Annotated in this window: 21 protein-coding genes and 2 tRNA genes; 9 read left to right on the top strand and 14 right to left on the bottom strand. The window is 60.3% G+C overall.

Translation table 11 applies throughout. The features are described 5' to 3' along the window. Positions 1–125 precede the first annotated feature (125 nt). Both LKK40_RS06555 and LKK40_RS06550 read right to left on the bottom strand, forming a co-directional pair. Positions 126–830 (bottom strand): TetR/AcrR family transcriptional regulator, encoded by a 705-nt coding sequence (locus LKK40_RS06555; RefSeq protein ID WP_304309956.1) that lies wholly within the window; start codon positions 828–830, stop codon positions 126–128. Between the two features lie 70 nt (positions 831–900). Continuing rightward, positions 901–1,494 carry a sugar O-acetyltransferase gene (locus LKK40_RS06550; RefSeq protein WP_304309955.1) on the bottom strand — a complete coding sequence of 198 codons (594 nt, stop codon included), beginning with the start codon at positions 1,492–1,494 and terminating at the stop codon, positions 901–903. 86 nt (positions 1,495–1,580) lie between these two features. On the opposite strand from LKK40_RS06550, the gene LKK40_RS06545 reads away from it, so the two are divergent. Beyond that, positions 1,581–2,117: an NAD(P)H-dependent oxidoreductase gene (locus LKK40_RS06545; RefSeq protein WP_304309954.1), complete on the top strand. Its 537-nt coding sequence runs from the start codon at positions 1,581–1,583 to the stop codon at positions 2,115–2,117. Between the two features lie 131 nt (positions 2,118–2,248). Further along, the gene (locus LKK40_RS06540; RefSeq protein WP_304309953.1) at positions 2,249–2,872 is read left to right on the top strand and encodes a DNA-3-methyladenine glycosylase I; all 624 of its coding nucleotides are present in this window, start codon (positions 2,249–2,251) and stop codon (positions 2,870–2,872) included. A gap of 438 nt (positions 2,873–3,310) precedes the next feature. Here LKK40_RS06540 and LKK40_RS06535 read toward each other — a convergent pair whose 3' ends face one another. The 7 genes from LKK40_RS06535 to LKK40_RS06505 all read right to left on the bottom strand — a co-directional run bounded on the left by LKK40_RS06535 (position 3,311) and on the right by LKK40_RS06505 (position 10,019). Then, positions 3,311–4,195, bottom strand: a complete 885-nt coding sequence (locus LKK40_RS06535; protein ID WP_152581233.1) for a carbohydrate ABC transporter permease — start codon at positions 4,193–4,195, stop codon at positions 3,311–3,313. Beyond that, a complete protein-coding gene (locus LKK40_RS06530; protein WP_273193947.1) occupies positions 4,195–5,106 on the bottom strand; it encodes a carbohydrate ABC transporter permease in 912 nt (303 codons plus the stop codon). The genes LKK40_RS06535 and LKK40_RS06530 overlap by 1 nt, the downstream gene beginning before the upstream one ends. A 24-nt stretch (positions 5,107–5,130) precedes the next feature. Further along, positions 5,131–6,543, bottom strand: coding sequence for an ABC transporter substrate-binding protein (locus tag LKK40_RS06525; RefSeq protein WP_304309952.1), 1,413 nt, complete (start codon positions 6,541–6,543; stop codon positions 5,131–5,133). 318 nt (positions 6,544–6,861) lie between these two features. Beyond that, positions 6,862–6,933, bottom strand: a tRNA-Gln gene (locus LKK40_RS06520). A 41-nt stretch (positions 6,934–6,974) separates the two neighbouring features. Continuing rightward, positions 6,975–7,047: transfer RNA gene (locus tag LKK40_RS06515), tRNA-Glu, on the bottom strand. Positions 7,048–7,798: 751 nt separating this feature from the next. Further along, complete coding sequence (gltX, locus tag LKK40_RS06510; RefSeq protein WP_304309951.1) at positions 7,799–9,346, bottom strand: glutamate--tRNA ligase; 1,548 nt, start codon at positions 9,344–9,346, stop codon at positions 7,799–7,801. A 70-nt stretch (positions 9,347–9,416) separates the two neighbouring features. Next, positions 9,417–10,019: an NAD(P)H-dependent oxidoreductase gene (locus tag LKK40_RS06505; RefSeq protein ID WP_304309950.1), complete on the bottom strand. Its 603-nt coding sequence runs from the start codon at positions 10,017–10,019 to the stop codon at positions 9,417–9,419. Between the two features lie 127 nt (positions 10,020–10,146). On the opposite strand from LKK40_RS06505, the gene LKK40_RS06500 reads away from it, so the two are divergent. Continuing rightward, positions 10,147–10,350, top strand: coding sequence for a BrnA antitoxin family protein (locus LKK40_RS06500; protein ID WP_304309949.1), 204 nt, complete (start codon positions 10,147–10,149; stop codon positions 10,348–10,350). Positions 10,351–10,440: 90 nt separating this feature from the next. Here the strand turns inward: LKK40_RS06500 and LKK40_RS06495 are convergent, their stop codons facing one another. Beyond that, the gene (locus LKK40_RS06495; RefSeq protein WP_273193935.1) at positions 10,441–11,469 is read right to left on the bottom strand and encodes an Lrp/AsnC family transcriptional regulator; all 1,029 of its coding nucleotides are present in this window, start codon (positions 11,467–11,469) and stop codon (positions 10,441–10,443) included. A gap of 169 nt (positions 11,470–11,638) precedes the next feature. On the opposite strand from LKK40_RS06495, the gene LKK40_RS06490 reads away from it, so the two are divergent. Both LKK40_RS06490 and LKK40_RS06485 read left to right on the top strand, forming a co-directional pair. Further along, positions 11,639–12,988: a DUF3100 domain-containing protein gene (locus LKK40_RS06490; RefSeq protein WP_304309948.1), complete on the top strand. Its 1,350-nt coding sequence runs from the start codon at positions 11,639–11,641 to the stop codon at positions 12,986–12,988. 147 nt (positions 12,989–13,135) lie between these two features. Next, positions 13,136–14,353, top strand: coding sequence for an amidohydrolase (locus LKK40_RS06485; RefSeq protein WP_304309947.1), 1,218 nt, complete (start codon positions 13,136–13,138; stop codon positions 14,351–14,353). Positions 14,354–14,413: 60 nt separating this feature from the next. On the opposite strand, the gene LKK40_RS06480 is transcribed toward LKK40_RS06485, so the two are convergent. Together LKK40_RS06480 and LKK40_RS06475 are read right to left on the bottom strand one after the other, a co-directional pair. Continuing rightward, positions 14,414–18,634 (bottom strand): SNF2-related protein, encoded by a 4,221-nt coding sequence (locus LKK40_RS06480; protein ID WP_304309946.1) that lies wholly within the window; start codon positions 18,632–18,634, stop codon positions 14,414–14,416. A gap of 99 nt (positions 18,635–18,733) precedes the next feature. Further along, positions 18,734–19,387 carry an alpha/beta hydrolase gene (locus tag LKK40_RS06475; RefSeq protein ID WP_304309945.1) on the bottom strand — a complete coding sequence of 218 codons (654 nt, stop codon included), beginning with the start codon at positions 19,385–19,387 and terminating at the stop codon, positions 18,734–18,736. A gap of 196 nt (positions 19,388–19,583) precedes the next feature. Between LKK40_RS06475 and msrA the strand changes: the two genes are divergently transcribed. Further along, positions 19,584–20,612, top strand: coding sequence for a peptide-methionine (S)-S-oxide reductase MsrA (gene msrA / locus LKK40_RS06470; protein WP_304309944.1), 1,029 nt, complete (start codon positions 19,584–19,586; stop codon positions 20,610–20,612). Between the two features lie 53 nt (positions 20,613–20,665). Here msrA and LKK40_RS06465 read toward each other — a convergent pair whose 3' ends face one another. Together LKK40_RS06465 and LKK40_RS06460 are read right to left on the bottom strand one after the other, a co-directional pair. After that, positions 20,666–20,809 (bottom strand): hypothetical protein, encoded by a 144-nt coding sequence (locus tag LKK40_RS06465; RefSeq protein WP_273193918.1) that lies wholly within the window; start codon positions 20,807–20,809, stop codon positions 20,666–20,668. A 313-nt stretch (positions 20,810–21,122) separates the two neighbouring features. Further along, a complete protein-coding gene (locus LKK40_RS06460; RefSeq protein WP_304309943.1) occupies positions 21,123–21,728 on the bottom strand; it encodes an isochorismatase family protein in 606 nt (201 codons plus the stop codon). A 931-nt stretch (positions 21,729–22,659) separates the two neighbouring features. Here LKK40_RS06460 and LKK40_RS06455 point away from each other — a divergent pair. The 3 genes from LKK40_RS06455 to LKK40_RS06445 all read left to right on the top strand — a co-directional run. Continuing rightward, positions 22,660–23,391: an MIP/aquaporin family protein gene (locus LKK40_RS06455; protein WP_273194130.1), complete on the top strand. Its 732-nt coding sequence runs from the start codon at positions 22,660–22,662 to the stop codon at positions 23,389–23,391. Between the two features lie 217 nt (positions 23,392–23,608). Beyond that, a complete protein-coding gene (locus tag LKK40_RS06450) occupies positions 23,609–24,163 on the top strand; it encodes an ECF transporter S component (RefSeq protein ID WP_304309942.1) in 555 nt (184 codons plus the stop codon). A 148-nt stretch (positions 24,164–24,311) separates the two neighbouring features. Next, a partial coding sequence (locus LKK40_RS06445; RefSeq protein WP_304309941.1) for an ATP-binding cassette domain-containing protein occupies positions 24,312–25,594 on the top strand: 1,283 nt, incomplete at its 3' end.

Genomic DNA, 25,594 nt, shown 5'->3' with positions numbered 1-25,594 from the left:
GTCTGCCTGTCTGTCCATCCGTTTCCCACTACTGTGCAGATTCGTGCGTTATACAGCGAGAAACACAACGATATGCCCCTTATGCCCTGCTGTTTATTCAGAGCTTGCCTTGGCCTGCTTGGGTTTCAGTCCACTGCGATAGCGGTGATGCGGTTGACTGCTTCCACGACTTCGCTGGCACCGCGCGGCTGCTGATCGAGGGCACGATGGATACTCAAGCCCTCGATGAGCGCGTCGAGCATGCGTGCGGTTTCGGGGTCGAAGAACTGTTCCAGCGCGGCGCGGCTGCGGCGCATCCATGCCGTGGTAATGGCGCGGAATGACGGGTCTCTGGCCGCGAGCGTGTACAGCTCGTGGGTGAGCACCTGCTCGCGCGGACCGGAGAATATGTCCTCGGTGATGATGGCGACGACCGCGACCCGGGCCGAATCAAGGTCCTTGGCTTGCGCCATGCGGCGTTCGAAGCGGTCGGCGACACTGTTGGCGAAGCGGGTGAATGCCTCGCGCAGCAGCTCATCCATGCCGTTGAAATGGTAGGTCATCGAGCCCAGCGGCACATCGGCGGCCCTGGCGACCACGCGATGCGACGCGCCTGCCACGCCGACCTGCGCTATGACGTCCAAGCAGCTGTCGATGATGCGATCACGCCGCCCAGGGTCGGTACGCCGCAAGCGGCGCGTTCGAGAATCCGATGCTACACTGCCTTCATGAACTGCGCTGCTTGTGCGAATCAATTTTTCTGCTTGAGCCTTGTGGTTCTTGCGGCCCGATGCCGCCTTCGCCGACAATTCCACATCCGCGGAACGCTTGGCTTTCACGGAACGCTTCACGGAACGCTTTGTATCTGCAGAAGTACCATTCGCAGACGTCTTATCCTTTGCGGGCAGCTTCGCGTTCATTTCAGGCTGCCTCCCCGATTCGGCGAATCACTCGTGCGGGGTTGCCGACCGCCACCACATTCGCCGGTATATCCTTGGTCACCACGGAACCCGCGCCAATCACGCTGTTCTCGCCGATGCTCACTCCGGGGCATACGATGACGCCGCCGCCCAGCCACACATTGTCGCCAATCGCAATCGGCTTGGCCGCTTCGAGCTTGTCGCGCCTAGGCTCCGGGTCGATGGGGTGCAGCGGAGTGAGCAGCTGCACGTTCGGTCCGATCTGGCAATCCTCGCCTATCGTGATAGCCGCGACATCCAGCGCCGTCAGATTGAAGTTAATAAAGGTGCGCGCCCCGATGGTGATGTTCTCGCCATAATCGACGAACAGCGGCGGCTTGACATACGCGCCTTCGCCCAAGTCACCAATCAGCTCCTCAAGGAAATGCCGCGATTCGTCCTCGTTCGTGACATACGCGCGATGGTACAAATCGGCCAGCTGCGTGGCCCGACGCGACAGCCGCGCATTGTCCGGGTCTTCGGCGATGTAGAGATCTCCGGCGAGCATGCGTTCGCGGTTCGAACGAGAGTCACCCGCGAAATAGTCTTTTCCCATAGCCCTCATCCTAACATATTAATGTACGTACGTACGCACTATACTAGAGCCAGCAGCATCCGTCGCGCAAGAAAGGCGCTTCTCATATGGCAGCACTGGTGGTCGTAGGGCATCCCGACTTTGGCGAATCAGTTATCAACCGGCACTGGGTCGAAGCATTGCGCCGGCACGGCGAACTATGCGATGTGCATGTGCTCGCCGAGGCATACCCGGACGGCCAGATCGACGCCGAATGCGAGCGCCGCCTCGTGGACTCTCATGACGCGCTCATCCTGCAATTTCCTTTGTACTGGTTCAACTGCCCGCCCCTGGTGAAGCAGTGGCTCGACGATGTGCTTACCCACGGCTGGGCGTACGGCGTGGGCGGAAATGCGCTGCGCAACAAGCCCGTTGCACTGGCCGTCAGCGCGGGTATCGCGCAGCCCGACTACAGCGCTGAAGGCAGATATCGGTACACGCTCAAGGAATTGCTCGCGCCCTTTGAAACCACATTCGACTACTGCCACGCCGATTACCGGCCGTTTTTTGCGTTGTACGGCACCTCGCACGCCCCATCGGAGGAGCATATCGCGCAGAATGCCGAAGCATATGTCCAATTCGTCAGAGACATGCAGTCTCGATAGGCCGCAGCTCGCTCATTTCGATGGTAAACCACGAGCCAGGCGTGCGCTGCTCTGTCCCATAGCGTCACATCATCCAGATGACGTGACGCTATGGGACAGTGATTGGCATGCAGCACGAAAGAAAAACTACTATGTCTGAACGCTTATCGGCCGCCACGCACGACGATGAACCCGATGCTCCGCCATCAAAGACACCCGCACGCTGTACGTGGGCATACAGCGCGGGCGATGCGATGCCTGCCTACCATGACGAGGAATGGGGCAAGCCGTGTCACGATTCCCGTGATCTTTTCGAGCGGCTGTGTCTGGAAGGGCTGCAGGCTGGGCTGTCGTGGAGCACGATACTGAACAAGCGGGAACGGCTGCGGACCGTGTTCCATGAGTTCGAGCCAGAGCGCGTGGCCGCGATGGATGACGAAGTGCCTGTGCTGATGGCCGACCCCGGCATTATCCGCAACCGGCGCAAGATCGAGGCAATCATCCACAACGCGCAATTGGTCAACACTATGAAAACAGTCGGAGAATCGTTCGATAGCTACCTATGGTCTTTCGTCGATGGCAAGGTGCGGGTCAATCGACCTGCGGATGCGAGCGCGATACCGCCGAGCAACCCGACATCCACCACTATGAGCAAGGCGATGAAAACCCGGGGATTCAAGTTCGTCGGTCCGACCATTATGTATGCCTTCATGCAGTCAGTCGGCATGGTCAATGATCATGTGCAAGGCTGCTTTCTGTGCCCGCAGAACGGGTGAGTCGCGGGAAACTGGTAAGTAAACGTCACAACCTCCGCACGAATTCGACCATCATGCGGGGGTCGTGACGTATAACCGCGGTCAGATGCTACAAGGCCCGCATAAGGTTCGAGTTAGTGCGGGAATTGTGACGTATAACTGGCAGGAGACGCCGCAACCCCCGCACCGGTGTCGAAATAGTGCGGGGGCTGTGATGTATGGGGTATGAGCGAGTGTGGTGTCGTTGCTTGCGTAAGTAGCAACGACACCACATACGGACTGCACACCAACTTTTCCAGTCGTTCGCTTCGCGCCCTTAGCGGGCGCTCACTGAGGCTAGAGAGTGACGCCGCCTGGCGGCATCGTCCTTCGCAGCCTTGGCGGCTGCTCACCTCGCCTGCGGAGAGCCCACTGGGCTCTCCGCCTAACGGCTCGGCACTGCGCTGTCTCTTTAACGCCTCAGCCTTTCACTGCACCTTGGGTTACGCCGCTCATCACCCAGCGCTGGGTGAAGATGTAGGCGATGATGGCCGGGGCCATCGCCATGAGGTACGAGGCGAAGGACACGTTGTAGTTGTTGCTGAACTGCGACTGGAAGATGTTCTGGCGCACCGGCAGCGACTGAAGCGTCGCGTCGGAGATGATCAGCGAGGGCATCATGAAGTCGTTCCACGCATACAGGAACGCGAAGATGCCGACCGTGGCGCTCATCGGGGCCAGCAGCGGGAAGACGATCTTGCGGAAGGTCTGCCACGTCGATGCGCCGTCGATCTGCGCGCTTTCCTCAAGTTCGTTCGGAATCGAACGCAGGAAGGTGGTGAACAGCAGGACGCTGAACGCCAGCTGGAACATCGATGCCAGAATGATGACACCGAAGGGGTTGTCCAGGTGCAAGCGGCCCGTCAGGCTGATCTGCGGCAGCGCCACCACCGGGAAGGGGATGAACATCGCGGCGAGCACGTAGAAGAAGGAATAGCGGAAGAAGCGGTGATCCCAGTTGCGCACGATCGAGTAGGAGAGGAACGCGGCCAGGAAGATCACCAGGAACACCACGCCGGCGGTGATCAGCACCGAAATGCCCGCACCGACCGGGGTCTTGGTCATCGTCCAGGCCTGCTTGAACCCGTCGACGCTCACCGGATTCGGCAGGCTGAAGGCGTTGCCGTCAACCGCCTGCTTGGTGGTTTTGAACGCCATCGAAACGGTGACGTAGAGCGGAATGAGCACCGTCAGCGAGCACACGGCCAGAATGATGGTCGCAGGCCAGTTGACGCGCTCCATGCGCGCCCTGATCTTCTTCGGTTTCGCGTTTGAAGCGGCCGGGGTTATGGATTGTGCACTCATCACTTGTTCCTTCCACGCATAAGAGAAAGCTGCAGCAGCGAGACGATCAGGGTGAAGATGAAGAAGATCGTCGCATTGGCCATCTGGTAGGCGTAATCGCCGTTCGTCAGGCCGTTGACGATGTTCATCGCCACGCTCATCGTCGAGGTGCCCGGGCCGCCGTTCGTCAAGCCGACAATGATGTCGTAGGCGTTGAGGTAGCCCTTGAAGCCGAGGATCGTGTTGATCACCACATAGCTGAACACCAGCGGAATCGTGATCCTGGTCATCTGCTGGAACTTGCTCGCGCCGTCGATGTCAGCGGCTTCGTACACATCCTCGGGCACGGACATGAGACCGGCGATGTAGATCAGCAGGGTTCCGGGGATTGACTGCCAGGCCGTGACGAACACGACCGCCACCCATGCCAGATGCGGGTTGGTGACCATGCTCTCCTTGAGCCAGCCGATGCCCAGCGCCTGCCCGAGCGCGGGCAGCGAGTTGGAGAACAGGAACTGGAACACGTACGCGATCACGATGCCGGAAATCACCATCGGGATGACGAAGACCGTGCGCAGCGCCACCTTGGCCCGGATTCGCGCGGTGAGTCCCACTGCTAACAGGAACGAGATGACGTTCACTGCGAGCACGGTGACCAGCGAGAAGCCGATGGTGAAGATGTAGCTCTGCCTAATCTGCGGGTCGGTGAACATCGCGATGTAGTTCGCCAGCCCGAGGAAATGCCATTTGCCCACGCCGATATAGTTCGTGAAGCTGTAGAAGATTCCTATCGCCGCAGGAATCGGTATCGCCAGGGTGAAGACGACCAGCGTCGGGACGGTCATCCACCAGAAGACCGGCTCCACCTTGCGATGCTTGCGACTTGCCTTTTCGGGAACGTCAGGGACGCTGGGAAGTGAACTGATAGCCATGATGTAACTCCTTCGGTTCCACGGTTACTGGCGGCGGGCGAAACGCGCCCAGTCCGCATCGATGGTGGATAGGACGTCCTTGGGATCGGCTCCCAGGACGATGCTTTGCGCGAGCTGGGGAATCGGAATCGCCTGCGGAATCACGTATGACGGGCCGGCGTAGATCTTTCCCTTCTCGTAGTAGGAACGCAGACCGGCGACGCGCGGATCCGTCTCCGGGGCGGAATCCTTCAGCGGGCCGAAACCGAGCTGCGAGGCGTTGTAGGCGTTGATGATCTTCGGCTGGAAGAGATAGTTCATGAAGTCCCGAGCCTCAGCCTGATGCTTCGACTGCTCCGGGATCATCGCGCCCAGATCGACGTTGACCGCCGTCTTCAAATCCTTGGGATTGTCTGTCATCGGCAGCGGGAAGGTGCCCAGATTCGCCTTGGGATTGGTCTTCGAGATTTCGCTGAAAGCCCACGGGCCCTGCAGGTACATCGCTGCCTTGCCGTTGGCCATCGCCGTGTTGCCATCGCCGTAAATCTTGGAGTTGGCGTCTGTATTGGTGTAATCCTTGGCCAGCGTCATCATCTTGTTCATCGGCTCGAGGAAGTCCTTTTCGTAGGACACCGAGGAATTGGGACCGACGTTGGCGCCGTCCTTCTCGATAGACTGGAAGAACGATTTCAGATCCAGCGACCCGCCAGCAGCATAGTCGAACCATCCCTGAGAGACGGTCCACCCGTCATAGAATGTGCCGAAGAACGGGGTGACGCCGTTGCTCTTAAGCGTCTTGCTTACGCTCAGCAGCTGATCGTAGGTCTTGGGCACCTGCAAGTTGTATTTGGCGAAGATGTCCTTGTTGTAGATCACGCCGGCGGCCATGATCGAATACGGCACTGCGCTGGTGCGCCCTTGGCACTTGCCCACGCCGTCCACAAGAGCCTTGACGTCGGGACGGACGCGTTTGGCGGCATCGGTGTCGGACAGATCCGTCACTGCGCACTGGTTGACGTAACGAGCGGCCTGATTGTTGAAGTTGGCCAGCAGCAGGTCGGCAGGCGTGCCCCGCACAAAGCCCGCAGCAGTGGAGTTGAGGCCTGAGGTGTCCATCACCACGTTGACCTTGTCCTGCGATTTGTTGTAATCGTCGACGACCTGCTGCATGAACGGCACCGCTTCGCGCTTGTTGAAGGCGAATACGAGTTTCGTGCGGCCGCCGGACGAGCACCCGGCCAGTCCTGCGCCGATCATGGCAACAGCCGCGAGGGCCGCTATGACGCGCTTGCCCCTGCCTGCGTTGGGACGGCGGGAAGACCTGTCAGCCCCCCCTCCCCGCTGAATTTGCCCTCGCAAAGCGAACCATGCGCGAGAGAACAAGGTCTCGTGCCCGGCATCCTGCGAGGCCATGGCGCGATCCGGCCGCTGCGGCCGGTAGAAGATACGTGGCATCATCGCCCTTCTTTCTATGTTTGCTGTGCGCTCACATCACTGTGTTCGCACATCGTGTTTCATATCGTCTCACGGTTGACGAACTAAAATCAACCGGTTCGATATGTCGCCCGAAACACCCGCATCAATTGCGGATATCTGTGCTTCCATATAATAACACCGATTGTGTGCGCTTTTCACGGCGTGCCTTAAATGAGTCGCGGTGTCGTGCTGCTTTCGCGCGGAGCGCTCGGGCGTCGCTGCTGTTTGGGGTACCTCTGGGATTCAGAGAGAATGTGGGAAAGCCCCGCAGCCGTTGTGGCTGTAGGGCTTTCGTATTTGCTGGGGTACCTGGACTCGAACCAAGAACAACAGTACCAGAAACTGCCGTGTTGCCAATTACACCATACCCCAATTGGCAGGCGTCGCAGCTGCGAGCAGCTACAGCGTCTTCGTACCTCCAACCGGATTTGAACCGGTGTTGGCGCCGTGAGAGGGCGTAGTCCTAGACCGCTAGACGATGGAGGCTTAAATTATCTATCGCCCTTTCAAGCAACAGCATGTAAATATACCGGCATCCATCGCCAAGCGCAAGACGGCGTGTCGAGCCGTTAAACGAACAACGCAGTGCGTTGTTCGTAGGCTCGACCGAGCAGCCACTAAGGCTGCGAGGAGCTGAGCCAAAGGCGAAGCTATGGCTAGACGGCTACCACACCAGTCCTCCGGACTCGGGACACGAGAAAACGTCGAACCGTAGGCAGACAGCGCAGTGCTGAGCCGTTAAGCGGGCAATCCAGTGGATTGCCCGTAGGCGAAGTGAGGCTCCGCTAAGGAGCCGAAGGACGATGCCAGCGGCATCGTCAGTCTGTAGGCTCGACCGAGCAGCCACTAAGGCTGTGGGCTGAACCGTTAAGCAGGCAACGCAGTGCGTTGCCTGTAGGTGAAGTGAGCAGCCGCTAAGGCTGCGAAGGACGATGACGAAGGCATCGTCAAGCCTTGGCTGAGCTATGGCTAGCTAGCTACCACACCAGTCCTCCGGACTCGGGACACGAGAAAACGTCGAGCCGTAAAGCATATCCGGTGCCACCCGAACTCTGTCTTGTTTGCAACAGTTTCCAGCGTCAAATGTCAGGTACAAGACAGAGTTCACCGTAGTCTGTCTCGTTTCTGCCATTATTGGAGGCTTATTGTCAGAAACAAGACAGAGTCGCCAATTCCTTCCGGCTGCTGCGGCAGCTTTTAGGAAAACACCACAGCCGTATACATCACGGTTTCTGTATCACAGCTGCCCAAGCAACCCCTTGAGCCGCGCCACACTGATCGCCCTGCCGACAATCTCCATGGACTCGAACAGCGGCGGGGATACGCGGCGGCCGGACATCGCCACGCGCACCGGGCCGAAGGCAAGCCGGGGCTTGTAGCCGCCATCTTCCACCAGTGCCTGGGTCAGCGTCTCGTGCAAGTTATCGGTCGTCCAGGAGGATTCTTCGATTGGCTCCAGCGCAGCGATGGCCTTGCCGAGCACATCGGCCGCCGAGTCCTTGAGCTGCTTGCGCGCGTCAGCCTCGGGTTCGAGGTATTCCGCGTCGCTCAGCAGGCTGCCGACCATGCCCGACACCTCGCCGAGCAGCCGCACGCGCGGCTGGACCAGTTCGGCCGAAGCGGAAAGAATCTCCCGTTCGCGGTCGGTGAGCTCATTCCAAGAGGATGCCGAAACCACGCCATCGCGATGCAGGTAGGGCACGGAGCGATTCAGGAAGTCCTGCGGTTCCAGCATGCGGATATGTTCGGCATTGATGGCGATGGCCTTGTCGATGTCGAAGTGGGCCGGGTTGGCCTTCACGTCGCGCACGTCGAAATGCTCGATCAGCTCATCCATGGAGAACACGTCGCGGTCGGGGCCGATCGACCAGCCGAGCAGCGCCAAGTAATTAAGCAGTCCTTCGGGGATGAAGCCGTTCTCGCGATGCAGGAAGAGGTTCGACTCCGGGTCGCGCTTCGAAAGCTTCTTCTTGCCTTCGCCCATCACATACGGCATATGGCCGAACAGCGGCATTTCGCTCGCCACGCCAAGCGCGATGAGATAACGGTAGAGCACAATCTGCCGTGGCGTGGAGCTGAGCAGGTCCTCGCCGCGCAGCACGACATTGACGCGCATCATCGCGTCATCGACCGGGTTGGTCAGGGTGTAGAGCGGGTCGCCGTTCGGCCGTACGATCACGTAGTCCGGCACTGAACCGGCTTTGAACTCGATGCGCCCGCGGATCAGATCATCAAAGGCGACATCGTCATCGGGCATGCGGATGCGCAGCGCGGGCTTGCGGCCCTCGGCGCGGAAGGCGGCCTTCTGCTCCTCGGTCAAATCGCGGTCATAGCCGTCGTAGCCAAAGGCCTTCGGACGGCCGGCGGCGAGATTGCGCGCCTCGATCTCCTCGGAGGTCGAATACGATTCGTAGGCGTATCCGGCGTCCAGGAGCTTCTGCGCGACATCGCTGTAGATCGCGCTGCGCTCGGACTGGCGATACGGGCCGTCGGGGCCGCCCACTTCAACGCCCTCGTCCCAGTCGATGCCGAGCCATTTGAGCGCGTCGAGAATCTGGTTGTAGCTTTCCTCGCTATCGCGCACGGCGTCGGTGTCTTCGATGCGGAATACGAAGGTGCCGTGGCTGTGGCGCGCCTGCGCCCAGTTGAACAGCGCGGTGCGCACCATGCCGACGTGCGGGGTGCCGGTGGGCGACGGGCAGAATCGGACGCGGACATTTTCAGGGAGTTCGGGCTTGCCTTCGGCGGCGGGTCGTGCTTGGGTTGCGGTTTCAGCTTGAGTCATACGACCTATTGTGCCGCGCAACTGGGACGTGACGGCATACCCGCTGGCCTGCCGTCTGCCCAGCCGACCTTCAGACCAGCGATGCGCCAAGCGCCGTGATGCGTTCGAGCTGCAAGGCAGCGGCAGCGCGCTTGGCGGGGTCGTCATCTCCCATGCTCAGATTGTCGACGTAGACGAGGTCCACATCGTCCACGCCGCAGTACTTCGTGAAGGTCTGTGCGCATATCTGGTTGCGCAGCGCGGCATCGATGCCGTCCGACTCGTACCACTGCCGTGCGCCGCCGGTGAGCGCAATCACGCGCACCGTCTTGCCCGCGAGCGCAAGCGGCTTGCCGGTGGCTGCGTCGTAGGCGAACCCACGGCAGATGACCCGGTCGAAGAAGCCTTTGACCATCGCCGGCATGGTGTACCAATACACCGGAAAGACGAGCGCGATGACATCCGCATCCGCCAGTTTGCTCTGTATTGGCACCACATCGTCGGGCATCGGCGCGCGGCCAAGATAGTGTGCACGGTCCTCGGCGCTATAGACCGGATTGAAGCCGACCTCGTACAGATCGAGCACCTCCGCCTGTGCTCCGCTCCCACGCGCGCCCGCTGCGAAGGCCTCACCTACCGCGTCGGTAAGCGAGGCAGGCTCAGGATTGCTGGTAATAACAAGAACGTTGCTCATACCCATATTGTTCAGCGCCTGCGGGACAGATAAAAATATATGTACGATATATGCAATAATTCAATATATTTGAATACGATAATCGAATGTTCCACTCACCAAACGTACATATCCGGGAGTCACTACGATGCGCGATGAATACGATTTTCAACAGTCACAGCCCAATCCTTATGCGAAAAAGCCTCGAAAGGCAGTCACCATGCGTCTGGACCTCGACACCATAGAGTATTTCAAGACGCAGGCAACGCAGACGGGTATTCCTTATCAAAGTCTCATCAACCTGCATCTCGCCCAATGCGCGCGCGAGAGGAAGACGCTTGAATTCAACTGAATTTCATTACATCCAGTCGGCAAACTCATCCGTCAGACGCAGCCACTCAGCATAAGCAACGGGTATAACCTATCCAGCTTGCCATCATGGTCAGCCGGGCTGCGCGTCGCCGGCGCGTATGCGCAGCCCGGCTTCGTTTAGCCATTCGTGCAAATGAACTGGGGTGCGCATGACGATGGACGTGTCGATGACGCTTAAGCCCAGCTGCTGCGCCAGCGCGGTTTTCAGGCGTTCAAGATCCTCCAGGCTTTTCAGCCATGCGGCCAGGGCGATGTCGCAGCTGCCCATGACGGCGGTCGCCAGCCTCGTCTCGGGCATGGCGGCAAGGCTTTTGAGCGTCTTGGGAACCTGACCGGCAGCGACCTTGATGAACAGCCACGCATACACCGGCGTTTGCGACAGAATCCTGGCGATTTCAGCACGCAGCACGATATCGCCTTCGGCAAGCGACGAGCTGAGGCAGTCGCGCGCCCGCTGCGACGGAATGCCGGTATAGCGCGCCAGCGATTCCATGCTCATGCGCGGGTCGTGCCTGAGCGCGGAGGCAATCAGATCGCGTTCGCGCCGGTCGGGTTTGCGCTGCACGGCGAGACCGCGCTCGTTCTGGCTTTTCTGGTATTGCGCCAGCTGGCGGACCTCGGCTGGCGTCAGGACATTGAGCCGCCATGTGCGCGCGTCGAAAGTGAGCCGGTTCGAAGTGACGATCTGCGTGCGCATGCTCACGACCTGGGGAAGCAGCCGCATGCGTTCAACCGCATAGTGCTGCAGCTCCTGGAAGTCCTCGCACAGCACCGTCAGCAGCAGGTCGCGCGCGCCGGTGGTCAGGTCGATGGTGAGCACCTCCTTGTCGTAGGCGAGACTGCGGGCGACCGCGAGCACCTGGGATGGCGGGCAGGACAGCTCGAACAGGGCGCTGGCCTTGGCGGCGTTGCCGGAAAGATACGCCCCTATCCAGGCGATGCCGCAGCGTTCCAAGCGCGCCCAATGCCGGGCGAGGGTGACAGGGTCCTGCCCCAGCACTGAAGCCAGCACCGACCATGGGGCCCGGGGCGATATCTGCAACGCATTGATCAGACGATATTCGTCATCTGATACGGCAATCTGTGATGTATCCTGCATAGACAGGGAGTATATGCCTAGATTACTTCACGGCAATGTATTCGTTACATCAGTTAACATTTGACCGCCTATGTTTCAGCAATATCGTTCAGCAACGCAGAACGTTACCAACCCAGCCCGAATACCCGTGAATCATCTCCCCGCGAGACTTCAACCTAAGGAGGACGCCATGTCCGCAGCGCAAACCGAGTCGGCCGCGCCCAACGCTTCAGATGCACCTCATCATAAGCCTGAATTCCCCAAAAAAGCCGTTCTTATCGTCAGCGTCATCGTGCTGCTGATAGCCGCAGTGTCGCAGATCGCCGGCCCGCTGATCATCCCGCTCGGAAAATCCATTAAGGTCACGCTGCTTCCCATGCTCTGGGGTCTAGTTATCGGTACGGTGGTGTCCGCGCAGAAATTCAGGCCGTTCAGCGAGCGCGATGTCGCCATTGCGCAGAAGATCATGGACGTGGCCGTGCTGCTGCTCACCGCGCGCCTCGCCTTCACCATGGGCCCGAGCATCATGCTGCTGGTGCACGCCGGGCCGGCGCTGCTGCTGCAGGAGCTGGGGCACATGTTCGCCACGATTCTGCTCGCGCTGCCTCTTGCGGTGCTGCTGCATATGGGACCGTCCACCATCGGCGCGACGTTCTCCATCGACCGTGAAGGGTCGTTCGCCATGGTCAGCGAACGATACGGCTCCGGCTCGCCCCAATACCGTGGCGTACTCACCATGTACATCTTCGGCACGCTGTTCGGCACCATCCTCGTCGGGCTGATTGCATCCGTCACCAGCCAGCTGCACATCTTCAACCCGCTCGCGCTCGCCATGGGCGCAGGAGTCGGCTCCGGCTCGATGATGGCGGCGGCCACCGGCGCCATCACGGCAGAACATCCCAGTATGGCAAACGAGGTGCTGGCGATGGCTGCAACCTCGAACGTCATCACCGGCCTCATCGGCGTGTACGTCGGCGTATATGTCGCGCTGCCGCTTGCGGAAAAGCTCTACAACAAGCTCGCCCATGACAACGTCCGCCCCATCACCGCGGAAATCTCCGCTGCGCCGTCTGGCGAAGTGGAGAAGAAGCCGGAGAGCCTGGTGACCATGCCGACCTGGGTTATTTTCGTCATTCTCGTCGTCATCGGCATCCCGATCACCGCCATCGCGACCAAGTCCTTCACCTACCAGCTCGTAATCGGCTACTTGCTGGTCGCCGGACTCGCCGCAGCCGGCATGGCGCTGGCGAAGCTCACACGGAACAAGGTCCCCGCGATGGTCATGATCGTCACGCTCGGCGTCATCATCAGCTCCCCGATCAGCCCGATTGCGAAATGGGTGACGGCGATGACCACCCCGGTCGACTTCCTGTCCATCTGCACGGTCGTCTTGTCCATCGCCGGTCTGACCGTCGGCACCAAGCTGTCGCTGCTCAAGGGACTCGGCTGGAAGATCATCCCCGTCGGCCTCGTGTCGGTCGCCGCGTCGTATCTGCTGTCGGTGTGCGTGGCCGAGCTGGCCCTGGGCCTGTGGAGCTGACAACAAGCCAAAGACGCCGGCTGCCTCGCTACTATATTCGAGGCGACCGGCGTCTTCTTGTCTCGCGAGAGATACTGCTAATTCGGGATGCCGATCGACGATTCAGATGATTCAGATGATTCACAACAACCAACAGGTAAGGAACACATGAGCATGGAAACGCAGGAAGTAGCAGCGGCGATCAAACAGACCGTCGAAGCCAACAGGGCGGAGCTCCTAGAGCTCAGCCATACGATTCATGAGATGCCGGAGCTTTCCTTCGAGGAATACAAAACGTCCGCACTCGTCGAGGATTTCCTCGAACAGCACGGATTCGCAGTCGAGCGTGGCACCTACGACATGCCCACCGCGTTCACGGCAACCTACGGCTCCGGCCCGTTCAACGCGGTTATCTGCGCCGAGTACGACGCGCTGCCCGACGTGGGCCACGCCTGCGGGCACAACGTCATCGCCACCATGTCGCTCGGCGCAGCACTCACATTGCAGCCCTTGGCTGACGAACTGGGCCTCACCGTCACCGTCCAGGGCACCCCGGCCGAAGAACATGGCGGCGGCAAGGCCATCCTGATCGAACGCGGCGCGTGGGAGGATGCGACCATCTCGCTGATGGCCCACGGCGCTCCCGGCACGTACGACATCGCCTGCGAAAACACCAGCTCGCGCTCCGTAGACCGCTTCGACATCACCTACAAAGGTCTCGCCGCGCATGCCGACGCCTATCCAGCCAAGGGTGTCAACACCATGAGCGCGGCCACCATAGCGCTGACCGCCATCGGCCTGCTGCGCCAGCAAATGGCCGACGACGTGCATATCAACCCCTACATCTCCCACGGCGGCAGCGCGACGAACATCATCCCGGACACCACCGTGGTGCGCATCGAAGTGCGCTCAACCGCCAACGAAGAGCTGGAACGGTGCGTCGACATGGTGATGCGCTGCTTCGAGGCGGGAGCAGTGGCCACCGGCTGCACCTGGACCAAGCAGCGCGCCGAGCCGCGATACGAGGCGCTGCACCAGGATCCTGCGCTCTCTCAAGCCTGGGACGCCGGGCTCAGGGGCACGGGCAGAGTGGTCGACGGCACGATTGAGGCCGGAGGCGGGTCGACCGACATGGGCAACGTTTCGCAGGTGGTTCCCGCCATTCACCCGGCCATCGCCATCCTCGGCTCAAGCGCCTCGCAGCACACCTATCAGTTCGCGAAGGATGCCATGACTCCCGCCGCAGACCAGACCTGCCTCGATGGTGCCGTCGCTCTGGCACAAACCGTTGCCACGGCAGCCACAGGCGACAATCGCGAGCACTTCCTTGAGCAGCAGCGCAGTCGCAAACCCGGTTCCACGAAGGTGCCCGCGGGCATGGAATGACGTGCGGATGGAGTGATGCGCAAGTTTTTTCGCCCTGCCTTGCGATGGTTCAACTGCCAGCTAGCCCAGCAATGCCAGTAGATCGTCCTTGGTGAGCCGGGAGACTGCGGCACCGGACGACGAAGCCGAGTCGACGAAGCGCGAGGCCAGATCGCTTTTGGACTGCTGCAGGGCGAGGATGCGCTCCTCAATGGTGTCCTTGGCAACAATCTGGTAGACGTTGACATCCTGCGTCTGACCGATGCGGTGGGCGCGGTCGGTGGCCTGATCCTGCGCGGCGGCGTTCCACCACGGGTCGGCGTGCACCACGACGCAGGCCCCAGTCAGGTTGAGGCCCGTGTTGCCCGCCTTGAGCGAGATGAGGAACACTGGCGTGTCGTCGCGGTTAAACTGGTCGACCAGTTCAACGCGGCGCTTCTTCGGCGTCGCCCCGGTGATGACGTCGTAATCCACGCCGCCCGCGCGCAGGCGCTCGGCAATCAGGTCCAGGTAGCTCGTGAACTGCGAGAAGATGAGCATCTTGCGCCCCGCATCCTGGCAACTTGACACCAGCTCTTCGATGGCATCGAGTTTGGCCGAAGGCACTTTGCGGACCTTCCTACCCGATGCTGTTGAACTCGCCGAAGCCGCCAACTCGCGTTTTGCGGTCGCCTCCTGCGACTCCTCAAGCGTGCGGGCCGGCATGCCCCAGGCCTTTGCATTCGCTTCGACCACGTTTTCGCCCACATTGGAATACAGCAGTCTCGGGTCGCAGCAAGCCTGCCGCAGCCGTGTGAGCTGCGCGAGAATCTGAATCTTGCCGGTGGCAAATTCAATATCGCGCTGTTTCAGAAGCGTCGCACGCAGGCGCTGCTCAAGGGCCGCATACAGCCGCCGCTGCTCGCCTTCCAGCGGCACCGCGATGACATTCTCGATCTTGTCGGGCAGATCTTTGAGCACGTCCGCCTTGAGCCGGCGCAGAATGAACGGCCCGACGAAGGCCTGCAGCTTGCCTTGCGCATCCTCATCGTCGCTCAGGATGGGCATTTCGAAGCGCTCACGGAAGTGCGCGTATGACCCGAGCATGCCCGGCATGAGAAAATCAAAGATGCTCCACAGCTCCGAGAGCCGATTCTCGATGGGCGTACCGGTGAGCGCGAACCGATGGCGGGCGTTCACGGAGCGCACGGCCTTCGAAGCCTTGGTCGCATGATTCTTGATGTACTGCGCCTCGTCCAGCACCATGCAGAAGCATTCGAGTCCCTGGTAATCCGCGATATCCCGGCGCAGCAGATCGTATGAGGTGACAAGCACATCGGGAATGAGGCCGCTGCTTTCGGACTGCGGAGCGGTTTTCGCGCCCTGCCAGCCGGCGCTCGCAGCGACGGTGCCAGCATCAGCTATACCGGTAGTATCGGCAACACTGGCAACATGGTCACCCGTAATGCTCATCGCCCCATTCGCTCCCGCAGCGGCGTTAGCCCGCCCAGATTGCCCGACCCGCGCATATTGCGCCTTGGCTTCATCAAGCATGGCGCGCCGTGAGGCCTTGTTGCCTGCGACCGTCAGCACATTCAGTTCCGGCGCGAATCGCTCGCATTCCGCAGCCCAATTGTAGACCAGCGACGCCGGGCACACGATGAGGCTCGGCCCCACCTTGCGGCTCTCCTCGCGCCGCGCAACCAAAAGCGAGAGCAGCTGCACGGTTTTGCCCAGGCCCATTTCATCGGCCAGAATGCCGCCGAAGCCCTTGTCGCACACCGCGCTCAGCCAGCGGAAGCCCTCGGCCTGATACGGCCTGAGCACGTCGCGCAGCGAACTCGGCACCTGATAGGTCTTCGGATCGATCACCCGCAGATCGTCGAGGTAATCCTTGAATCCCTCGGACTTGTCGGCGTCATCCACCTGATGGTCAAGATAGTAGGCCTCGAAGGCGGGTACCGTCACCGAACCCTTGTCAAAGGCCGAGGCGGAAAGCCCCAAATCAGACGCAAGCTCATCGACAGCGCTGGCATTCACATCGCGCATATCAACGAAAGCTCCGTTGCGCAGGCGATGGAAGCGGCGGCGCTTGCGGTAACTATTGAGCAGCGCTGGCACATCATCGGGGTCGATTTCGTCGGCGATCGGCGAGATTTCGACCAATCCGGAGCTCAGCGACAGCCCGACCTTGATATTCGGCCGCGGAGTTGACGTCAGCCCGTCGAAGGACGGCGTCGAGAACACGGTGCCGAGCGAGCGCAGCACTGGCAGCCCCTCGCTGATGAGCTTGTAGATCGCCTCGTCATTATGCTCTGGCAGGAACGCAATATTGCCCTGCGGCATGGGGAAATAGTGGCGCACCGCCTCGACGGCGAGCCGCTCGCTCTGCCGGTCACGCGCCACGCCATCGGTGACCCCATCCGTAGGAATGCCGTCGAACACATGGAAGCGCCGCTCGCCGTACCGCGCCTGCACATCGCAGGTGACCCCGCCCACAGAGCGATCGCGGTCGAGATATATCTCGATCAGGCACGGCTCGGGCTTGCGCTGCAGCAGCTCGGCGGGAAGGCGCACATGCAGGCCCTTGTTCGAAGTTAAAGAAGGTGCAGCGCTATCCCGCACAGCGGTATCTGCTGCACTATCGTCTTTCGCACCACCAATTTCGCCGCTGCCTTCGCCGCTACCTTCGCCAGCATCGCTTTCGCCAGCATCGTCCCCAACCGCATTATCCTCAACCACATCGAGGAACGGCAGCACCGTGCGCGAGAACGCCTCCACATCGTCCTGCGCGAGGAAGAGCTCACCCTCCTCGCCATTGCCGCACAAGGTCTGCGCAAGTTTGCGATTGCGGTAGAACGCCTCCGAGCAGCGGTAGATGGTCACATGCGCATCAGACTGGGCATGAGCACGAGCGTGGGAGAATGTGCTGCCGAAGTCTGCGTCAGCACCGGCATCAGCGCCGCCTTCGCGCACCATCACATAGCGCGACCGCCCTCCCGACACCACGTCTTCGATGGAACGCGCGTGGCGGATGATGAAACCCTGAGCCTGGGAGGACTCGCCAGCGCGCACGATGCGCAGCCCCAGATCGGGGTCGCCATCCTTGACCTGCGCGAATGTGGCGTGGGTGAACCACACGCCGCGCGGAACGTACCCGACTGCGCAGCCTTCGGGGTCACCATCACCATTTCGGCCACTGTTCCGCCCGGCAGCACGACCAGTCTGTGACGTGCGCCGCGAAAAGACCGTTGCATCATGATGAACCTGATGAGTCTGGAGAATCTTATCCGAATCTGCTGTGCCTATTGCGTCTGCGGCATCGGCGACGTAGAGATCGAGAATATCCGCAATCTCGTCATCGGACAGCGTCATATCCCCGCCGCCGGTTTCGGAAGGCATGCTGCGGCGCACCACTCCCCCGACGCTGCGGCGGATATCGACAGCACGGCCGAGCACCGAAAGCATCCGGCGCGAGCGCTCGTCAAAGGAATCCACGGTGTGCACGAAGGCGAGCTTCTTGCCGTAGGCCACCGGCTCGTTGCGGCGCACCGACCGCAGCAGCGAACCGATGTCCTTGACAACGTATGACGCGGCGCGGTTTGGCGCGGCAATCCGCAACCGCAGATACCACGCGCCCATCGACCGGCCTATGGTTGGCAGCAGCGTGACGCTGCCGATGGGCATATGCTGTATCGCCGCCGACGAGGCCGCCGACGACCCTTTCTTGGCTGACGCCGCCTCGCCGTTCACTGTTTTCAGGAGCGCAAGATGACGGTTCTTAGCCTGCTCCTGCATCTCGCGATCCTGCGTGCCCATGAAGGCTTTCAGCAGGCGCGTAGTGTCCTGCGTCGGCGAGCGCCGCAGCGGCCCGCCTTGCAGCTCGAAATTCTGCGGGTTCTCGTTGTACGCCATGATCAGCGCGATCACATGCTTGCAGATTGCCCCATATCGTCCGAAAGCCGGACAGGTGCAATGCGATTCAGTGATGTCGTTGGCCTGCTCGTCAACGACTGCAAGGACCTCGTAATCGTCGCCATAGCCGTCGGCGCTGTCCACGTAGGCCGAGAGCAGCAGCCCGTTCGGCGTCTCCTCGTCGTCGGCGACGCTCATATCGTGCATGCGGCCGCTGGATATGACCTCGTAGGCGCGGTAGTACGCCGATCCGCCCAGCTGCTTCAGCTTGCGATCGGATATGATCTCCTGCGCGCCGTAGGCAATGCCGTCTTCGCCCTCATCGAAACCGAATTCGTCATCGTCGTATGCGCCGTACCCGCCCTCATGGCCGGTGCGCGATCCGTATACCGAGGCGTGCCAATCCAAAAACCCGTTATCTCCTCATCTGCCGCATGCGTGCGGCGCACACGATACTTAATATATAAGGTATGCATCTGGTCTCGTGGCATTCCGACTTCGACCTCGCTACAGCGCCAGGAAGTGCCTGACATCCGCAAACTCCTGCTCGCACACGTCATGACCCATATCGGGGTAGACATGCGCATCCACATCGGCGAAGCGCGCCAGCGAACGACCAATCGCCTCCTGCTGCTCGGCCGGAACCCTCGTGTCGAGCGCACCATAGCCCAGGAAGACACGCGAGGGCTGATCCGTGATCTGCTCGACGACCAAGGACTCCTCGATCTCCTCATCCCCGTCGCCGTCATCATCCGCACCGTCATGGAAGGAAGGCGAAAGCAGCACAGCCGCATCGAAAACGTCCGGGTGCTCGGCCAGCAGCCGATACGCCAGATACCCGCCCTGCGAGAATCCGATGGAGACGACGGGCCTGTCGTGCATCGCGGTCGCATCGAGCATGTCGACAATGTCGTCGCCGACCGCCGAGCACCGGTCGCGAATGGCGGCATTATCGTCGGATCCGCTGTCGTACCAGGCATTGCCGCCTTGGTTTTCGCGACGAATCGGCCCGCGTACCGACATGTAGTCGGCATCCGGGTCGATGGCACCAAGCATGCGAATCATCTCGGTTTCGTCGTTGCCGTACCCATGAAACATCACGTAGAGTTTGGCATCGGACCGGTGATCGGTCTCGATGCTGCTTATCGTCGTGAATCTCATTCACACCTCCTGCAGCGGCTAGTCACCGCCTCAACCTTTCCATTATCACCACTCCCCTGTACCTTTGCGCTGTTTCTGCCCTATGGCTACCGGGCGAAGGCGTTGTGGAGGAAGGCAGCGAAGTCTTTCTGCATCCACCTCTTCTCATAGCGAACGACAGCGCGCGAAACGACGCCCGAGGTGCGATACTGTCGGTATGACAACCGATAGCAGGGAAACCAGCAGCACGACTACCGAGCGGCCCGACGCTACAGGCCAGGCAAGTTCACACAGCGATCCGCAGCATGAGCCGCAGACTCAGGATGCCTATTTCGCGGGCGGCTGCTTCTGGGGAATCGAACGCTATTTCCAAGGCGTCGACGGGGTGAGCGCGACCCAGGTCGGCTATGCGCAGTCCAAGGTTCCCAGCCCCTCCTACGAGCAAGTCTGTTCAGGCGAGACCGACGCGGCGGAAAGCGTGCGCGTAACCTTCGACCCGGCACGAGTGACGCTGCGCACGCTCGCGCTGCTACTGCTCGATGTGATCGATCCGTATTCCGTGAATCAGCAGGGCAACGACACGGGGCGTCAATACCGCTCCGGCATGTTCTTCACCTCGCCAGCCCAGCAGGCCGTATATGATACGGTGCTGCAGCAACTGGCCGCACGGAACCCGCGCACGCCTGCGGTCGCAGTCGAGGAACTGCGCAATTTCTACAACGCGGAGGACTACCACCAGGATTATCTCGACAAGAACCCGGGCGGCTACTGCCATATTCCCCTCGACAAGATCTTCAACGTCGGTCGTCGGCAGCGCTATATCGAGTGCGTGTGGAAGCTGAGCCCGGAAGAATACGCGGTGACGCAGGAGGCGGCCACCGAGCGGCCCTTCGACAATGCCTACGACCAGACCTTCGAGCCAGGCATCTACGTCGACATCGTCAGCGGCAAGCCGTTGTTCCTTTCGACCGACAAATACGATTCTGGCTGCGGCTGGCCGGCATTCTCGAAGCCCATCGATGACTCCGCGCTCACCAATCACCGTGACACAACGCTTCCCGGCCGCCCCCGCGTCGAAGTGCGCACCGCTGACTCGCAGATTCATCTCGGCCACGTCTTCGACGACGGGCCACAGGATCGCGGCGGCCTGCGCTACTGCATGAACTCGGCCTCGCTGCGCTTCGTCCCGCGCGAGCAGATGGAGACAGAAGGCTACGGCAAGTACCTGCCGCTGCTCGGCAAGTGATTGCGGTGTGGCCAGTGAAGACCCGCCCACAGTTTCCCGTGAGCGGGCTTGCCTTACTTCGGCATTTTCCACGTCGCGACGAGCGCGATGCCTAGAGCGACCGCATTAGGGTCGATCTTCGTGCAGATGACGGCAACGATGAACGCCACCAACCACCGTGACAGGCCGGAGTGCGGCCCTTCTTCTAAATCGGGCATAATATGCCCTCCTTTATAGGGATAGCCGCGCCGCTTAGACGCGGCAGCGACATCCGGCTAATGCCGGACGATCGATTCGGCCTCTGCGACAAGGCTCCATCGATGCGTTCCAGACTACAGGCTATGCTAGAGGTACTGGACAAGGCACTGCGAACGTTCCCGCATCAAAGCCGCCAAGCTAAGACTTCTGGGAACGGTCCGAAATCCAGTGGGGCGTTTTCTAATCCGTCCCCTTATGGGATAGCGAAGGTCGCTGACGTAGCGATACGTCAGCGACCTTCAACCTTAAAATTCATACGGTATTTGCCGGCAATTATCGCAGCTCAACACCCGCCTTGCGCATTTGAGCGCGCGCAGCTTCCCCGGATTCAGGGCTGACCGGAACGGTGAGGTCCGAAAACACTGTCACCTCGTAGCCGAGCTGTTTTGCGTCGAGAGCTGTCGCCTTGACGCAATGGGATTCGGCTATGCCCACCACGTCGACATGGTCAATGCCCGCGGCCTTCAAGGCATTGGCAAGGGTGTGCCCCGCCTGTTCCTGCGCCTTAACCTCATCGCGTGACGGGATGGCATCAGTGTTGTCTTCGATGCCTTCGAAGCCCGAGTACGCGGCGCTGTATTGCCCCTTCTTGAAATGATGGGCGATGTCCAGCGCAGCGATGGCAGGGTGCAGCTGGGCGTTCGTCGTGGACGCCCGGCCGTGCGGCGGCCATGAGTCCACGAAATCGGGATGCTCCGAAAAGTGCACACCCGGCTCGATATGCCAATCCTGCGTAGTGGCCATATAGTCATAGTCGCCGCGATGCTCGCTCACGAACGCCGCGATGCGCTCGGCCACGGCATTGCCGCCCTGCACGCCCAGTTCTCCCCCTTCGCAGAACGTCGGCTGCACATCAACAACAATAAGCGCCTTGGACATACGCTGCTCCTTTTATATAGGCCACCACTCGTCATATGGCGAGTGTGCCATTCGCGGATTCACCAGCTTGTGACGTTATTGCCATAATAGACAACTGTATTTTCATATCGCAACAGTGAGTGAACCCTTCTGTAGGGGGTTCATTTATTTTTAAGATCGCGCCGCAATCCGGGCCGCGCTGCTCTGCCAAGAATCGCGACGACCGCTGTACAGAATCCGACGAAGATAGTACTCAATACGTGAGTCAGGATTACCGGGTCGGTCAGCACAGCGAGCGCGTACAACAGCACTGAAATACACGGCGAAGCCAAAAACCAGCAAGACCACAGCAAACATCCAGTAACGCTGCCTGGCATGGTGATTCTTAGTCGGGGTTCAGACCAATTGTCCCATTGGAACGCGAAAAGGTCTGAGGAATCAGACTATCGAAAGCTACTATGCTCCAGCGGCAAGAACGCCAGCCACTAGGACGACAGTAACCGAATTGGCGTTGCCGAGCGCCAAGACGCAGGTCTGGGCGCTCGACGTGGCGAACCCCACCAATAACACAAGTCTATGGCAACCAGACATGAAACCGACCTGGGTTTCCCCGATTTAGTCGTCACACAAAACCATAATTTGACATTAAGAATTACCATAATCATGCGTTAGGAGATGCCATAATCTGACATTAGGCCTTACAAAATAGCGCGTGATACCAATCCAATACCAGCAACTTCATCCACGCGGCAGCTCCGCACCTCGCCGACACCACAAAATTCAGTCCTAAGCGTAAGATTTCTTACGGTTTTCGTTCGTCACACGGCGACGTGCGCCACCCTACGACAGTCGAGGTCGACTACTGTGCCTTGCGCGCTGCAACCGGCCTCGACTGCCCGTGCAAGCGCGATATCATGCGCGAAACCCTGAGAAGAGGATGACAGAGGACACTATGGAATACACGCTATTCACCAAACTGGCCGCGGAATTCGTCGGGACTGCGCTCCTGATGGTCTTCGGCAACGGCTCCGTCGCGAACGTGGAGCTGAGCAAGACCAAGGGCCACCACGCTGGCTGGGTCAATATCGCGATGGGCTACGGCTTCGGCGTGATGTTCCCCGTGCTCATGTTCGGCGGCATTTCGGGGGCGCATGTCAATCCCGCCATGACCATCGCGCAGGCCGTCAACGGCATGTTCCCGTGGAGCGAGGTGCTCCCGTACATCGTGGCGCAGCTGCTCGGCGCACTGGCCGGCCAGCTCATCGTCTACGTGACGTATCTGCCGCATTACGCCTCGACCACCGAGCCCGAAGCGATTCTCGCCACCTTCTGCACCACCGACGCGGAGGACAACCGCTTCAACTACTTCATCAACGAGTTCTTCGGCACCTTCATTCTGGTGCTCGGCGCCCTGTGTGCGCTGTCGAATCCGTGGGGCGCAAAGAACCTTGGCGCCGCAGCCATCGTCGTCGGTTTCATCGTCTGGGGTCTGGTGACCTCGATGGGCGGCCCGACAGGCCCAGGCCTGAACCCCGCACGAGACTTGATGCCGCGCATTCTGCATGCCATTCTGCCTATCGAGCACAAGGGCACCTCGCGCTGGGGCGAAGCCTGGATCCCGGTCGTGGCCCCCATCGTGGGCGCAACCGTCGGAGCCTGGCTGTTCAAGCTGCTCTTCGCCTAGCCCTCGGCAATACTCCAAATACTCCAAATAGCTCAACGGCCCAATGGCTCAACGGTCGAATGCCGTTGAGCCATTGCTGCTTCAGCATGTATCCCGCTATCTTGCTCTGCCGTTTTCTCCGCCATCACCCCGAGAATTGTTGTCGTGAGGCTCGTGCAACACTAATCCGCTACGGTGGAGCAAGTTGCTTTGAAGGATCTTCGAAAGGTCGATAATAATGGCAAGAAAACGCGTTCTCACCGCGAGCACCATTCCGCTGGTCGCGATCATGACGGCTATCACCACCGTGCTTACTTTCGCGGTTCGTATCCCCTCGGCCCCTACACGCGGTTACTTCAATCTCTCGGACGCCATGATCTACTTCTCTTCGCTGGCATTCGGCCCGTGGATCGGCGGCGTAATCGGCGGGCTTGGCCCGGCTCTGTCCGACCTGATCTCCGGCTACCCGCAGTGGGCCGCATTCACCTTCGTGATCGACGGCGGCCAAGCGGTAATCATGGGCCTTATCGTGAAGAAGTTCAAGCCGTCGTATCTTATCACCGGCTCCGCGGTATCAGCCGTCTGGAAGGTACTCGGCTATCTCGTTGCCGGCACCTTCCTCTCCGGCTGGGGCCCGGCACTCACCGAAGTCCCGGGCAACTGCGTCCAAGCCGTGTTCGGCCTCGTGATTGGCCTCGCACTGTTCACCGCCATCCGCAAGGCATATCCGCCGCTGGTGCGCATCGGCAATCTCGGATACGAAGTATCGTTGCCCGAAGACAGCAAGCAGTAAGCTAAGACGACGTGATTGGTAGACGTTAATTATCCAGTGCGGTGTGGCATGACAGGCAGGTTATGCCACACCGCACAACACTATGCGCACAACGGCGGCCAACACTATGCAGCCGACAACGCGCCCAACAGACCAAAGAAACGACCATATGACGGACATCATCGAGGCACATGACCTGAACTGGCACTACATGCCGCTCACGGCAGACGGTCAGCCCGTGCAAGCGCTGAATCATGTCTCATTGAGCGTGCGCCAAGGTGAATTCCTTGCCGTCACCGGCGCGACAGGAGCTGGGAAAAGCACGCTGTGCCTTGCCCTGACTGGGCTTATTCCCAGTTCAGTCGACGGTTTTATGCATGGCCGAGTGCTCGTCAACGGCGACGACACGAGCCAAGCCGCGGTCGCTGATATCGCCCGGCACGTCGGCTATGTGCAACAGGAGCCGCGCGCGCAACTGTTCAGCATCACCGTCGAGGACGAGATCGCATTCCCGTTGGAGAACATGGGCGTGCCTTACGATCAGATGGATCGCCGCATCACCGAGGCGCTGAATCTTGTATCCATGAACGAGTTCCGCAAGCGCAAGCCCACTGCGCTATCGGGCGGCCAGATGCAGCGCGTGGCGATTGCGGCTGCGCTGGTGAGTGAACCGGACGTGCTGATACTCGACGAGCCCACTGCGGCCCTTGACTCGGCGGGCAAATCGGAGGTGTTCGCTGCACTCGAAACGATACGGAACCAGCGCCCAATCACCATCGTGATGGCGGAGCAGGAGACGGACTGGATTACACAATGTGCCGACCGTGTCATTGTTATGGATGAGGGTCGCATCATCAGACAGGGCGACCCCGCGCTGTTTGCCGACGACCCGGAGCTGTTTATCAGCAACGGCATCGAACTTCCCGAAGCATGCGAAATGGCTTGGAAGCTCAATGAGACCGAACACTGCACGGAGGGCGTAGACAGTTCGGGCAACGTCGATGATGCTAACGGCGGCCATGCGTATCATTTTGCAACGACAGACGAAGCCCTGCGAGCACTGAGCAATGTCAGATTAGCTGCATTAGGCGGTCAGCAGGTTGAATCACACGCATCCACCATGTCGTCTGCACAATCACCGTTAACGTCGCCATCTATGCCGCCCATGTCGTTCGCATCGATACAATCGGTTCAGGCAATGCAGCCGGAGCGACGCGATCTGACAAACCAGGCGAATCAGCCAAGGCAGCAGCATTCGCCACGCCGAAACTCACCAGACCGGCAGCTTTCCTCGGGCATCGCCATCTCACATCTGTCCTACAGCTATGACGATTCCCCGGCACTCAGCGATGTTAGCCTGAGCATCCCTAGCGGCATGTTTCTTGCGCTGCTAGGTCGCAATGGCTCGGGCAAGACCACGCTCGCCAAGCATCTCAACGGTTTGCTGACGCC

Origin of the sequence: Bifidobacterium tibiigranuli (assembly GCF_022655035.1) — a bacterium.
Lineage (GTDB): Bacteria > Actinomycetota > Actinomycetes > Actinomycetales > Bifidobacteriaceae > Bifidobacterium > Bifidobacterium tibiigranuli_A.
This window is presented reverse-complemented; position numbering and strand designations above follow the sequence as displayed.